The organism is Dorea sp. Marseille-P4042, assembly GCF_900290215.1.
In the GTDB taxonomy this organism is placed as follows: Bacteria; Bacillota; Clostridia; order Lachnospirales; family Lachnospiraceae; genus Dorea; species Dorea formicigenerans.
Window position 1 is genome coordinate 662,696 of the sequence record NZ_OLMI01000003.1, and the last position, 13,664, is coordinate 676,359.

Genomic DNA, 13,664 nt, shown 5'->3' on the forward strand with positions numbered 1-13,664 from the left:
TCTTTTTCTTGTTGTCGTCTCAGCGACAGCTTATTTATATTATCACATTCGCAATCGCTTGTCAACAACTTTTTTCTTTTTCTTTTTCTCTGTCCGCTTCGATCATCTCTGTCGTTCGAAACAGCTTATCTAGAATATCATTTCTATCAACATTTGTCAACAGGAAATTTCATTTATTTTTTTGCGTTCCCATGAGCTCTTAAGCACTTTCCAGTCTTGTCTCACGCGACAGCTTGTATAATATATCATGCCCGTCCAGAATTGTCAATATTGTTTTTATTATTTATTTTATTTACACAATTTACACAATTTTAGTTATCGCATTTCGCTTCACTTGTTCATATTTGCAGTTCGAATTACATCCCCAAAAATTAAAACCCAAAATTGCAATTAAAATATCTTATTTTGCAAGAAGAGTTTCCATTAAACGCAGTTTGACACGTAGCATTTCACTAAAATACTACGTGTCAAAGCTTTAAAATTTCACTGCTAATTGCATAATCGGATTATAATCATATATCATTTTTATTATATCATTGTTCTGAATCAGCTCATAGGCTTCTTTTCCAATGCTTGTCATATAGAGCATTGTGATAATAATAAATGCCACCCATACAATGATAAGTGCACAGCCAAGTCCAACAACTCCGCCCGCAAGCCGGTTAATGAATCCCAGCACAGGTAATTCTGCCACAATATCAAGTGCAAATACAAGTGCACGCAATATAATGGTCACAATCAAAAATGTTCCCAGGAATGCAATAATATGAATAATTAGTTTTGACAGGAATTCTCCTACATACTGTGCAAATGTCTGTACTCCCAGTTGTGAATAAATTTCACTGTTATTATTGGTAGACAACTGTGTCTTAAATACTGCTGGAAGATCTGCTTTTTCTATAGCTGCTACCTGAAGATCTCTTGGAATATCTGCCCCCTCAATTGCATTTTTGACTTCTTCGCTGACTTCGTCATTATTTACACCGTCTAAAATACTGCTAGAAATTCCATACTGCGCCAATTGCTCTCCTGTAATCTTTCCATTTACAATATCATCTACCGACACACCGTAAGATTGCAATTCTTCTTCACTAATCCCTGCTGCCTTCAATGCTTTTCGTACACTTTCTGCTGAAATTCCCGTTGAACCATTGTCATCACTGCCTCCAGTCAACTGGGAAGCTGCCGCTTTCGCCATCGTGTTCGTTACCTGGCTTTTAATCATTTCATCAATCGGCGTATGCTTTTCTATTGCCGATGAAACATAAGGTAATGCTGCAACTACAATGACAATTGTTAAAATCGTAGTCGCAAGTGACACAGCGATACGAATCGCTCCCCGGTAGATTCCAATCAAAAATCCCAGTAGAAATACTCCTGCTACTGCTATCGTTAACCAATTCCACTCCATACCTTCTCCTTATTTTACAAGACGGACATTCTCCATGCCGTTTGCATTTATCACAATGTATTTATTAACTCCCATAGTTGGAAAAATTTCACGAATATTCGTTTCTATCTCTCCTTCAAATTTCTGTATTCCGCTTTTCAGGAAAATACTGCAGTTATTTCCATCATACATAATCACCTGGCCGCCGCTTAATTTTACATTTCCATAATCCCCGGTAAAATCTTTTGACAATGTCTGCTTTCCCGACGTATTGTAAAGCCGGAGTTCATAACCGCCTTTTCCTTCATTTTTCAAGACCAGACCAATATATTTGTTATCGTGAAATACGCTTTTTATCTCTTTGTCTATCTTAATCTGACTGGTCTCTTTCGGAACACTTTCGCCTTGATATATTGTCAGCATATTATCTCCGACTACTGCTGAAATCTTCTGGTTCATAAAAAATCCTTCTGCCATCAGTGTTCCTTTATATTCTTCCTGTGTAACCTGATGATCCGTCTCCTGTTCCCCTGCACTGCCAAAATTATAGTAAACTACCCTTGATGTCACACTGCCGTCCTGCGTATACAAATATGCGACCTGCATCACTTCTGCATCTGGTGAAATAGCAACATCCATCGGGTATCCTGTTCCGGTCAGCGATGTCTTATGCTCCACCAGGATATTTCCTGCAGTATCATAACAGACGATTTTGGGTGATGAACTGTCTTTCAACACCGCACACACAATTCCCTGACTGGATACTGTCGCTTTTTCTATCGGAAGCGTTGTATGGATCTCGCCCTTTACACCGTCATTTTGAAAAATGACAACGTCATTACCGCCTTTGTCAAAAATTATTGCACAATCATCTCCTGCTACAACAGTCGGAGTCTTGATCTGATAAGCCTGGTTCCATTTCTCTTCCCCCTGCCGACTCAAATATGCCATTCCATCTCTACTGTAACGAATTACACCTTCCGAAAATTCCTTGTAATTGCTGTCCGTACTTCCTGCCTCCGGATAAGTGTTCGCCACCCGCACATTCGTATACGTCTGTAAATGTATAAATAAATAGATTCCTACGGACGCTGCCACAATCAAAATGAATACTATCAGAATTCTTATTCTGATCTTCTTTTTATGCGCCTTCACCTGTTCCTCCAGTTGCGCCATCTGTGTTTCTTCATCTTCTGTATTGTCCATGATCCGCCTGACCAGTTTGTCCACATCTTCCGAGTCCCGCACCACCCGCAGATCTTTATTCTTTCGATTCAATATTCAGATTCCCTTCATATTTATTATTTCTCCCTATTGTACCACACTCCGAGCTATGGTAACAATAGCTTTTGCCCGATGAAAATCAGGTTCCCGTCTGACAGCCCGTTCATTTTACAAATTGCCTCTACATGGCCGGTATCCCCATATGTCTTCTTACTGATGCTTGCCAATGTATCTCCTTTTTTCACAGTATAATAGTCCGACTGACTGAGTTGTTCCTGTACGGTCGACACTTCCGGAACCGTTCCTTCTGATTTTGCGTCGTTTGATTTTTTTGTATCACTGGAAGCTTTTACGGAACCGCTGGCTGCAACCGTCTCACTATTCTGATTTCCCTTTGTTTCCTCTTGATTTTGCCCTTCAGACTGCGCATTAATTTGATTTTCATTTTCTCCATTCACACGCTGGTCGTTCACCTGAGCATTATCATCCACCTTTGCCTCTGTTCCTTTCGCACTTGCGAGCTGCTCAAGTGACTGCTGTACAGATTCCATGCGTTCAAAATTATTCATCATTGAGACACCTATTGCCAGTACCACCACCACAAGAAGCGCACTGGTCGCATATAATAATTTTGAACTCTGACTCTGCTCCTTAATCTCCATTCTCTGCCTCACCGCACTACGAAAATCCTTTGTAGCTCGATCCTCAACCATTTCACTGGGTGTCACGCCATTCTGCCTGCGTGTGTTAATCATGTAATTCTGCATTTGTGGATTTTTTTCATAATAAATGTAATGACCGCCGATCTGCATCAGCTCATTATATTTATAAGCAAAATACATCTCGTCACTTGATGAAGCATCTTTCCATATAAAAATCGTATTTTCCTGATCATACATTTTCCGGTGCAGCTCCTGCGCTCCACGATTCATGCTCATTGGATGTCCTGTCTCCAAAAGGCACCAGCCAATTAATTTCTGATCTTTGAAATACTCTTTTTGTTCCTTCTCTATTTTTTCCCAAATTTCTTCGGAAATCTTTAAATTTGTTCCTTCAACTTCTACATCTTCTGCCTGGATCGCTCCTGATATATACACAACCACCTTGTCCTCACATTTTGTGATCTCCCCGACCAGTGCCGCTGCTACAGGTTTCTCCATTGCTTTTTCCTGCAATTGCCCAAGAAATGTGTCTACATAATCCTCCACATAAATCTTTGGCTCATCACAGACATTTCCAATCTGTCTTACATTTTTCGGAAGCTGCCGTTCCATATACTCTCACCTCATTAAACATATTTGCCTCTATGGCGGTGTTAATGATAACACAGAAAATATGCATAATTTATCAATCGGTGAGACCTGTCCCGGAAACTTTACGGCATCACGCCCCTACTTTCGACGTCCTGTCTCCAGAAGACTGCAATACTTGTCAGTAAGGGTCGTAACCCAGCCTTCTCTCGTTCTCGGAAATGTCCGAAATGTCACCGGCCACATGTGTGTCCGGATAATATCCACTTCAATCTGATTTAATGGGAAATATTTCTTCGCATTTCGGTATGCTTTTTCCGGATGCTTCAGACCATGAAACCGTTCCCCCGTCTGGGCAGCATGCGTGTGCCAGTCATAAAGGAACAAATCATGGATCATACCTGCCCGCGCCGCAGATCTCGCATCCAGATGAAACATTTTACAGAGACAGTAATTGCAATAAGCCACCCTGAGACAATGTTTATAGCAGTTTGTTTTCCCATGCTGCGGATATTTTTTCATTTCCAGCACGACCGGATGCTCCGCCAGGTCCTGTATTGACTTGTAAAATTCTCGTTTAGCGGTATATTTATTTTTTGACATGTATATGCCTCCTGTTTATCCTCATCATAGCACTCTGCATTTCCCCTGTAAATCTCTATTATGCAAAAAAAGGGAAGGACATTGCACTGGCTTAGTTCGTGCGATGCCCCTCCCTGTATTACCTTTTTCTATTTTCTATAATAATGTTCAAATTTGTAACTGTTAAAAGGAGTTTCACATGCATTTCCAAATGCAATGTACATTTCTCCTTCAGTCAGATCAAACACCATCGTTGCCAGTGTTTTGTTCCATGGTTTTTCAGGATACGGATGCGAACAAATACAATTAGGAAATCTCTCATGACTTTTAAAAAATTCTTTTGCAAGTTCTATATCTATTTTCCCAATACTTTCTTTTACCTGTTTATCCATCACCTCATAACGGTCTATCGTAGTCAGAGAACAAGTATACTCTTCCTCCTGTTCCGCAAACAAATTATGATTTGTGTGTACCAGATACACATCGTCCTCTTTCACATACACTCTGTTCGGGAAACACTCCACACAAGCTATTTTCCCACTACAATCTGCCACACTGAACTGATTTGGAATATCATGCGGCACCTCTTGCAAGTACTTAACTGCCTCACCAACCGTCTTCAGCTCTAATAGATGTCGTATAATAACATTTGTCGGAACTCCATTTCCTGTAACTCCATTATCAATATAAGTCCACATTACGCACAGACCATCATTGTTAATTCCCATATATGCCGGAATTCCAGGATGCGTATAAATAAGCACCTCCCTTTCTTCTTCCTGATGATGCACTACTGCATCTAATTGATATAACCATTCTGTAAAACATTCATCATTTGTCTGTCCAACAATCACTTTGCCATCTTTTGTCGCACGAGATGATGCCATAAACGCTGTACATTTGTCACTCACCTGATCCCTTGCAAAAGATTTCTCATAAGCAGTTGTCAGTGCAAGTATCTGTTCAAATTCCATTTCTGCCCCTTCAGCCAGTCCATGCATTTCTTCAAGTACTTCCGGTGCCCATTTTTCAATCATTGGAACATACCGTTCTGCCATCTTTTCCCACTTCTTATAATCAAACTGTTCTTTGTTTTTATAATACTCTGTCTGATTTTTATAATTCGTAATAATCTGTTCTTTCAACAGCACTCCGGACTGATATCCCCGTTCCCGTGCGGTACCGTTAACTTTTATATATCTTTGATACATTCTCTTTTTCTCCACTTTCTATTACACTTTCTATTATTTTACTAATCCAAGATAAGGTGAAATCATAATAATTATTGCTGCAACGACCAGTAATGGTATTAATATCTTTAAAACTTCTTTCAAATATGTCGGATACGGAACATTTGTAAGTTCCAGGACTCCCATCTTAGTTGCATCTGGATATAATCCACTGGCCATAAAGTTTACACCTACAGTAAATGCTGACACAAGCATCATCTGTCCACCCTCGGCACCGATGGCAGTACCTGCAAATAATGCCATCGCAATTGCTCCAAGAATCGGCATCATCATTCCAGCCATTCCACTTGTACTCTGAATGAAAAGTGCAGCGATAACAAATACAATAATTGCTCCGATAGCAAATCCCCATGCTGGAACATTTGCCAATGCATTCCTGATCCAATATACAAATGTAATACTCATTCCTGAACTGCTGTCTCCCATAATCAGGGAAATACCTCTGGATACAGAAATTACAAATGTAAGGCTGATTAATTCGGAAGCGCCTCTTACAAATTCTGAAACGAACTCATCCTGGCTCATTTTATTAATCACTGCTACAATCACAGAACCAATCAAAAATACAATTGAAAATTCATCAAAATACCAGTCACCAAGATATGTAAATCCTGCTGTGCCAAGTAAATGTCCAATAAATGGAATGTGTTCTCCCAACCATGAAGCTGGGGCATTTACTACGTCATACATCGTATGATCTCCAACTGGCATGGAACTCCATGGAATATAGCCAAGCACAATTACAAGAATCATGATTCCAAATACTATCAATGACCACACACGCCTCTTATTCAGTTCCGGGAATTGCGAAATATCTGATTTTGCTGATAATGTATTTATATTATCTAAACCATATAATGCTGATTTTGTTTTGTCCTTTTTCACTTTTTCTGCATAACGGATAATCAAAAATGCGCCAACTATATACAGTACAACAAATAGCAACATTCTCATTGCAATTCCGGTTCCAAGCGACAGATCCGGATTACCAATTGCAGCAACTGCTGCACCTGTTGAGTATGGATTAACTACACTCGCCATGTTACCAATTACTGCTCCACCAAATAAAACAAACACACCTGTAAGAACATCATATCCAGCCGTAACACACAGTGGAATCAATACCAATGCGTATGGCGGGAGTTCTTCCCATGATCCATATACCGTCCCCATCAACGCAAATACTAACAACAATATTAAAATTAATTTTTTACCACTAAACTTTCGTAAAAGAGCACCCACACCAGCATCCATGGCTCCCGCAAAGTTTAATATTGCCAGAAATGCACCTGATATAAGAATTGAAAAGTTAACGTCCGCTCCGTCTGCAAATCCTTTAATCGGTGCCATAAATACATCCCAGATTCCAACTGGAGCTGTTCCTGTCCCCCTTACCACATCTCCGTTTTCATCAAATGATGCATTATAACAAATTATATTTTCCCCTGTCTTTTCATCTGTTGTTATAACAGATGTAGGAATGAACCAAGTTAATATCGCGACAAAAACCAATACAATAAACAATAAGATCAATGCACTGGGCATTTTAAATTTTTTCTTGCTCATCTTTTTCTCCCATCTTTCTTTTGATATTTATAACCGGTTATTTCTATACAAAAATTATAAAATTTCTTTGTCTTACCGTCAACAAACAGAAATTCCGAAAAAGATACGAACCCGACAAAAACTATATTTTTGTCGAGTTCGTATACTTTTTTCTAATATTGTCCATTCCTTCAATAATTTCAAACAATAGCACAATTATTTCCTGATATGGAATTGTAATCTCTCCGGTAATCCACCTTCTCAACACTTCCAGCACTTCACTTACCATACATCTTACTATCAGATTTTGCTTTTCACAATTCAGCTCTTCTCCGTCGGCATCTACAAACATTTTTGTCCATTCTTTAATGCACTTCTCTTTTAAGTATCCATTTTTCAGTAATACCAGATAGCTTTCCTGATGCTTATCTACATAAGATACTAAATCTCTGACTTGTTCAAGCACAATGCCTGTTGCATTTCCCAATCGAAAAAGGCTTATTTTTTCAGCATAATCATCCTCCATATCTTCCATTACATCAAAAATATCAATATAATGTGCATAAAATGTCGATCGGTTTATATCCGCAGTCTTACATAATCTTGTTACTGAAACTGACTCCAACGGTTCTTGCATCAACATCTCCGTCAAAGTAGTTTTTATCATTCGCTTTGACATAATTGCTCTGCGATTTTCTCTCATGCGCACCACTTCCCATTTATCTACTACTCATCAAATATTTTCTGAATCTATATTTTTTATACTCTGTCTCGCATGGATTTCCAAATGCCACATGCATTTCTCCACAAGTAAGATCATGCACGACTGCTGCCAGGACTCTGTTCCATGGTCTTTCCGGTGAAGGATGTGCACAGATACTATTTGGGAAATTTTCATGACTCCTCAGGAAATTCTGAGCCATTTCAATATCTATATCACCAAGATTTTTCTTTATCTGATTTTCCATTTCTGCATACTGCGTCTTTGTTGCTATCGAACGAGTATAGTCTGTTTCCTCTTTTCCAAAAACAATGTGATTTGTATGGACCAGATATTGTTCATCCCATCCTATATATACTTTATTCGGAAAGCATTCTACACTTACAATTTTTCCACTTTTATCTGCAAGACCAAATTCATTTGGCACATCGTGCGGAACCTTTTTTAAAAATTCAACGGCTTCCTCCACATTTGCACACTCGAGCAAATGGCGTATGATTGCATTAGTAGGTACTCCATCTCCAGTTCTTCCATTGTCAACATACTCCCATAACACTGCTAAACCCTGATTATTGATACCTGTATATGCAGGAACTCCCGGATGGGTATAGATAAGAGACTCTTTTCCGTTATCTATATGATGAATCACTGTATCCAGTTCATTCATCCATTCCAATATACATTCTTCGTTTGTTTGACCTACAATTACCTTTTGCGCATATGTTGCTTTCGGCGCCAATAAAAATGATGTACATTTTTCACTAATCATATCTCTGGAAAAAGATTTTTCATATGCAGTTGTCAATGCTAGAATCTGTTCCAGTTCCATCTGCGCACCTTCTGCCATTCCTCTTATCTCATCTACTACCTCCGGAGTCCACTTTTCCATAGCAGGTATATAACGTTTCGCTATATCTCCCCATTTTCGGTAGTTAAAGTCTTCTTTATCTCTATAATATTTCGTCTGATTCTGATAATTAATACTGATTTGATTCTTTAGTTCTTTTCCAATCTGTACTCCTCTGGAATAGGCATTTCCTTCCACAACAACATATTTCTTATACATTCTAATTTTCCTTTCAAAAAAAGTGCGATTCTGACTTAAGAAACGCACTTTTTCACATGTTATTTGTTTATCTTTACAGTTTTCTGAACCCGATATATATCTTACTCGCCAAATACAGCTTTGTAATCAGCCTGGAATTTTGCGATTCCCTGATCTGTTAATGGATGATGTGTCATCTGCTCGATTACCTTGTAAGGTACTGTAGCAATATCTGCTCCGGCAAGCGCACACTCTGTAACGTGCATTGGGTTACGTACACTTGCTGCGATGATTTCTGTCTCAATACCTGCAACTGCGAACATCTCTGCGATCTCTGCAATAAGATCTGTTCCTCTTGTAGAGATATCATCCAGACGTCCTAAGAATGGTGATACATATGTAGCACCTGCTCTTGCAGCAAGAAGTGCCTGATTAGCAGAGAATACAAGTGTAACATTTGTCTTGATTCCCTCAGCTGTAAGAACTTTAACTGCCTTAAGTCCCTCTACTGTCATCGGAATCTTAACTACCATGTTCGGATGAATCTTTGCGATTGCTCTTCCTTCCTCGATCATTCCCTCAGCATCAACAGTTGTAGCCTTAACCTCACCGCTGATTGGTCCATCAACGATAGATGCAATCTCTGCAATAACTTCTTCAAATACTCTTCCCTCTTTTGCGATCAGGGATGGATTTGTTGTTACTCCGCAGATAACTCCCATGTCGTTTGCCTTTTTGATGTCCTCTACCTTAGCTGTGTCGATGAAAAATTTCATTTTTTCTGTTCCTCCTTTAATCTATGAACTCATTGTTCATTCTTACTGCCCACCTAAGCAAATTATAGACCAGTTACCTGTATATATCAAGATATATTTTGTCAAGCTGTAAAACTGCACAAATCAATTTGGGACAGGTGTGAGAGGAGAAAAAAGGCGAAAATACGCGGTAGTTGAAAAAATTGGGGACGGGGTTTTTTTAGAAAAACCCCGTCCCCAATTTTCTTTTTTAGCACTTTTCACAATTGTGTGCGTCCTTCTAATGCGCGCAATAATGTTACTTCATCAATATACTCCAGATCTCCGCCTACCGGCACGCCGCTGGCAATGCGGCTGACTTTGACTCCGGTTGGTTTTATCAGCTTGCTGATATACATCGCGGTCGTCTCGCCTTCCAGGCTTGAATTTGTCGCAATGATGACTTCTTCTACATCGCCTTCCAGGCGCCGGATCAGTTCTTTCAGCTTGATGTCTCCCGGACCGATGCCAAGCATCGGGGAGATTGCGCCGTGAAGTACATGGTAGACGCCGTTGTATTTTCCTGTCTTTTCGTAAGCTGCCAGGTCTCTTGTATTCTCTACAACCATAATTGTCTTATGATCGCGGTTTAAATTACTACAGATTGGGCAGAGTTCCTGATCCGTCAGGGTGCAGCATTCTTTGCAGTAACGTACATTTTCTCTTGCCTCGACCATAGTGTCTGCCAGACGTTTCACTTCTTCTTTCGGCATATGTATCAGATGAAATGCCAGTCTGGATGCTGACTTCGCACCAATGCCCGGCAATCTGGACAGCTCGTCAATCAATTTGCTGATCTGGTTACTATAGTAATCCATTCATGCCTCCTGTGAATTTGGACATACTTGCTGCAGATGCTTCATCTACTTTGTCAAGTGCCTCGTTCACTGCTGCCACAAGGAGATCTTCTAACATTTCTACATCATCTGGATCTACAACTTCTTCATCCAGTTTTACTTTTACAAGTTTTTTGGATCCTGATACTGTGACTTCTACAGCTCCGCCACCGGCAGTTGCTGTAAATTCTTTTGTCTCCATTTCTTTTGCCTGCTCTTCCATCTGACGCTGCATCTTTTGAGCCTGCTTCATTAAGTTTGCCATGTTCCCCGGCATTCCGCCTCCTGGAAATCCACCTCTTTTTGCCATAATTAATCATCCTCCACTACAATATCCATATTGATTAGTTTTTCTATATCTACAAAACTGTCCTCAAATCTCCGTCCTTCTTCTACCTGACGGACATCGATGTCCAGTTTTTTTCCGATTTTACTCTCGATCAGATTTCTGATTTCTTCTTTATGTTCTTCTGTTCCTACTACCCCGGCTCCTACTGCATCCGGCAATACGATCAGAAGTCTGTTTCCTTCTCCTGCACTTAGTCTTGCCTGCTTCAGATAATTCCGCAGCATTGGCGATGCATCCGATGTGAGTTTACGGAAATCTTTTGCCACTTGTTTTACATCTTCATTCAGAGCTTCCGGAAGTTCCGGCTTTTTCTTCGGTTCCTGTTCTGCTCCTTCCGGTTCATTTACATAGACAATACGTTCTCTCGCCGCATTTTCCATAAAATCACCGTTTTCCAGCTTTTCCTCTATTGCCCGCAGGCGGTCAAGCAATGTATCTGGATTTGTCTCCATTGCCGGACGACACAATTTAATCAGTGCTACCTCCAGCATGACCCTCTTCTGGGTTGAATATTTTAACTGACTGGTCAAATCTGAAAATACGCGAATATACCGGATCAATGCATCATCCTCAATCATCTGAGCCTCTTCTTTCAGCCGTGCCAGATTCTCACTGGATACATCTAACACATCTTCCATATCATCAGAGCTTCTGACAAGCAGAAGGTTTCTGAGATACCACGTAAAATCTGCTGAGAGCTGCGACAGTTCTCTTCCCTGCATGACCAGCTCATCTACAATCTCAACGACACTGTGTACATTTCTGTCCAAAATCTTACGAAGCAGCCGGCTGAATACTTCCGTGTCCACCGCCCCCAGTACTTCCAGCACATGGTCGTATGTCAGCTTTTGTCCGATGTAAAATGCAGCACACTGATCCAAGAGACTTAATGCATCACGCATAGAACCGTCTCCCATACGTGCAATATATCGGACTGCCTTTTCTTCTACATCCCATCCTTCTTTATTAATCAATTCCTTCAATCTTGCTGAAATAGTCTCGATGGAAATTCGTTTAAAATCATATCTCTGACACCGGCTTAAAATCGTGACTGGAATCTTATGCGCCTCTGTAGTCGCCAGTATAAATATGACATACTCCGGCGGCTCTTCCAGCGTCTTCAAAAGTGCATTAAAGGCCCCGATAGACAGCATATGCACCTCATCAATGATATACACTTTATAACGTCCTTCTGTTGGACGGTAGGCGACCTCTTCCCGGATTTCACGAATGTTATCGACACCATTGTTGGAAGCCGCATCGATTTCAATCACATTCATGGAATTGCCTGCGGCAATCGCCTTACAAACTGCACACTCTCCACACGGGCTTCCGTCTACCGGGTGTTCACAGTTAACTGCTTTTGCAAATATCTTAGCAACCGTTGTTTTTCCGGTTCCCCTTGTTCCACAGAACAGGTATGCGTGTCCGATACGATCTGCTTCGATCTGATTCTTAAGCGTCCGCACAATTGCATCCTGTCCCTTTACATCTTCAAATTCATTTGGCCGGAATTTCCGGTATAAAGCCATATATGACATGGTTATTATTCATCTCCAAAACTAATTCCGGTGATCTTTGCCTGTCTGATGATCTCAGACTTCGGATCAACATATTTTAACTTTCCTGCTACTTCACTAAGCGGAACACGAACAATCTTATCATTCTTTACGGACATCATACAACCATAATTTTCATCTAAGATCGCGCGGGCAGCTTCTGCACCGAGTCTTGTTGACAATACACGGTCAAATGGACACGGGGATCCACCTCTTTGGGTGTGTCCTGGAATTGCGATACGCACTTCCTGCTGAGTTCTCTTCTGAACTTTTTCTGCCATCTCATAAGCTACAGAAGGATATTTCTTCTTTGCCTGTTTGTCCTTTAATTCTTTCTTGGAAAGCTTCGCGTCTTCCTTGGAGATAGCTCCTTCTGCCACTGCGATAATGGTAAACTTTTTACCTGATTTGGCACGCTTGTCTATTGCCTCTGCAATCACATCCATGTCATAAGGAATCTCCGGAAGCAGAATAATGTCGGCACCGCCTGCAATTCCTGCGTGCAGCGTTACCCAGCCGACTTTATGTCCCATGATCTCAATAATAAATACACGGTTGTGGGAAGTTGCTGTTGTATGGATACGATCGATCGTATCTGTTGCGACTTCAACCGCACTGTGGAATCCAAATGTCATATCTGTTCCCCACAGATCGTTGTCGATCGTCTTCGGAAGCGTCACAACATTTAAGCCTTCCTCACGCAGAAGGTTTGCTGTCTTATGAGTCCCATTTCCACCAAGGATCACAAGACAATCCAGACTTAACTTGTGATAAGTGTGCTTCATAGCTTCTACTTTGTCCAGCCCATTTTCATCCGGTACACGCATTAGTTTGAACGGCTGTCTTGAAGTTCCAAGGATTGTTCCTCCGACTGTTAAAATTCCTGAGAAATCTTCAGCTTTAAGCATTCTGAAGCTCGAGTAGATCAACCCTTTATATCCCTCTTCAAATCCATAAATCTCCACGTCTTTACGTGCCTGAAACAGTCCTTTCACCACGCCGCGCATTGCTGCATTCAGTGCCTGACAGTCTCCACCACTTGTCAACATTCCAATTCTAAGCATCTGTTTTTCCTCCTGCATCTCGTGTCATTATCTTAAAGTCATCTAATAATTCCTG

13 protein-coding genes are annotated in these 13,664 nt (G+C 40.6%); all 13 read right to left on the reverse strand.

All coding sequences use genetic code 11. The features are described from left to right. Positions 1-475: 475 nt before the first annotated feature. The 13 genes from C7E02_RS16730 to C7E02_RS16790 all read right to left on the reverse strand — a co-directional run bounded on the left by C7E02_RS16730 (position 476) and on the right by C7E02_RS16790 (position 13,609). On the reverse strand, positions 476-1,411 hold the full coding sequence (locus C7E02_RS16730) for a CvpA family protein (protein ID WP_105310209.1): 936 nt from the start codon (positions 1,409-1,411) through the stop codon (positions 476-478). A gap of 9 nt (positions 1,412-1,420) precedes the next feature. Further along, entirely contained in the window at positions 1,421-2,668 is a 1,248-nt protein-coding gene (locus C7E02_RS16735) for a DUF5711 family protein (protein WP_105310210.1), read from the reverse strand. A gap of 53 nt (positions 2,669-2,721) precedes the next feature. Beyond that, the gene (locus tag C7E02_RS16740) at positions 2,722-3,888 is read right to left on the reverse strand and encodes a LysM peptidoglycan-binding domain-containing protein (protein ID WP_022279687.1); all 1,167 of its coding nucleotides are present in this window, start codon (positions 3,886-3,888) and stop codon (positions 2,722-2,724) included. A 117-nt stretch (positions 3,889-4,005) separates the two neighbouring features. Beyond that, a complete protein-coding gene (locus C7E02_RS16745; protein WP_005337308.1) occupies positions 4,006-4,467 on the reverse strand; it encodes a hypothetical protein in 462 nt (153 codons plus the stop codon). A gap of 128 nt (positions 4,468-4,595) precedes the next feature. Beyond that, positions 4,596-5,657, reverse strand: coding sequence for a C45 family autoproteolytic acyltransferase/hydolase (locus C7E02_RS16750; RefSeq protein WP_105310211.1), 1,062 nt, complete (start codon positions 5,655-5,657; stop codon positions 4,596-4,598). 33 nt (positions 5,658-5,690) lie between these two features. Next, the gene (locus C7E02_RS16755; RefSeq protein ID WP_105310212.1) at positions 5,691-7,262 is read right to left on the reverse strand and encodes a YfcC family protein; all 1,572 of its coding nucleotides are present in this window, start codon (positions 7,260-7,262) and stop codon (positions 5,691-5,693) included. A gap of 121 nt (positions 7,263-7,383) precedes the next feature. Then, positions 7,384-7,944 (reverse strand): TetR/AcrR family transcriptional regulator, encoded by a 561-nt coding sequence (locus C7E02_RS16760; RefSeq protein WP_105310213.1) that lies wholly within the window; start codon positions 7,942-7,944, stop codon positions 7,384-7,386. Positions 7,945-7,960: 16 nt separating this feature from the next. Next, on the reverse strand, positions 7,961-9,028 hold the full coding sequence (locus C7E02_RS16765; protein ID WP_105310214.1) for a C45 family autoproteolytic acyltransferase/hydolase: 1,068 nt from the start codon (positions 9,026-9,028) through the stop codon (positions 7,961-7,963). Between the two features lie 101 nt (positions 9,029-9,129). Continuing rightward, positions 9,130-9,783: a fructose-6-phosphate aldolase gene (gene fsa / locus C7E02_RS16770; protein ID WP_005335290.1), complete on the reverse strand. Its 654-nt coding sequence runs from the start codon at positions 9,781-9,783 to the stop codon at positions 9,130-9,132. Positions 9,784-10,022: 239 nt separating this feature from the next. Next, on the reverse strand, positions 10,023-10,619 hold the full coding sequence (gene recR, locus C7E02_RS16775; protein WP_005335277.1) for a recombination mediator RecR: 597 nt from the start codon (positions 10,617-10,619) through the stop codon (positions 10,023-10,025). Further along, positions 10,606-10,947 (reverse strand): YbaB/EbfC family nucleoid-associated protein, encoded by a 342-nt coding sequence (locus tag C7E02_RS16780; protein WP_005335276.1) that lies wholly within the window; start codon positions 10,945-10,947, stop codon positions 10,606-10,608. The genes recR and C7E02_RS16780 overlap by 14 nt, the downstream gene beginning before the upstream one ends. A 2-nt stretch (positions 10,948-10,949) precedes the next feature. Next, on the reverse strand, positions 10,950-12,527 hold the full coding sequence (gene dnaX, locus C7E02_RS16785) for a DNA polymerase III subunit gamma/tau (protein ID WP_105310215.1): 1,578 nt from the start codon (positions 12,525-12,527) through the stop codon (positions 10,950-10,952). A 5-nt stretch (positions 12,528-12,532) separates the two neighbouring features. Then, positions 12,533-13,609: a 6-phosphofructokinase gene (locus C7E02_RS16790; RefSeq protein WP_029732351.1), complete on the reverse strand. Its 1,077-nt coding sequence runs from the start codon at positions 13,607-13,609 to the stop codon at positions 12,533-12,535. Positions 13,610-13,664: the final 55 nt, after the last annotated feature.

Bases quoted from the DNA above. Each gene is read 5' to 3' on its own strand.
- C7E02_RS16730 (WP_105310209.1), bottom strand. From the start codon at position 1,411: ATGGAGTGGAATTGGTTAACGATAGCAGTAGCAGGAGTATTTCTACTG.
- C7E02_RS16740 (WP_022279687.1), bottom strand. From the start codon at position 3,888: ATGGAACGGCAGCTTCCGAAAAATGTAAGACAGATTGGAAATGTCTGT.
- C7E02_RS16745 (WP_005337308.1), bottom strand. From the start codon at position 4,467: ATGTCAAAAAATAAATATACCGCTAAACGAGAATTTTACAAGTCAATA.
- C7E02_RS16750 (WP_105310211.1), bottom strand. From the start codon at position 5,657: ATGTATCAAAGATATATAAAAGTTAACGGTACCGCACGGGAACGGGGA.
- C7E02_RS16755 (WP_105310212.1), bottom strand. From the start codon at position 7,262: ATGAGCAAGAAAAAATTTAAAATGCCCAGTGCATTGATCTTATTGTTT.
- C7E02_RS16760 (WP_105310213.1), bottom strand. From the start codon at position 7,944: ATGAGAGAAAATCGCAGAGCAATTATGTCAAAGCGAATGATAAAAACT.
- C7E02_RS16765 (WP_105310214.1), bottom strand. From the start codon at position 9,028: ATGTATAAGAAATATGTTGTTGTGGAAGGAAATGCCTATTCCAGAGGA.
- fsa (WP_005335290.1), bottom strand. From the start codon at position 9,783: ATGAAATTTTTCATCGACACAGCTAAGGTAGAGGACATCAAAAAGGCA.
- recR (WP_005335277.1), bottom strand. From the start codon at position 10,619: ATGGATTACTATAGTAACCAGATCAGCAAATTGATTGACGAGCTGTCC.
- C7E02_RS16780 (WP_005335276.1), bottom strand. From the start codon at position 10,947: ATGGCAAAAAGAGGTGGATTTCCAGGAGGCGGAATGCCGGGGAACATG.
- dnaX (WP_105310215.1), bottom strand. From the start codon at position 12,527: ATGTCATATATGGCTTTATACCGGAAATTCCGGCCAAATGAATTTGAA.
- C7E02_RS16790 (WP_029732351.1), bottom strand. From the start codon at position 13,609: ATGCTTAGAATTGGAATGTTGACAAGTGGTGGAGACTGTCAGGCACTG.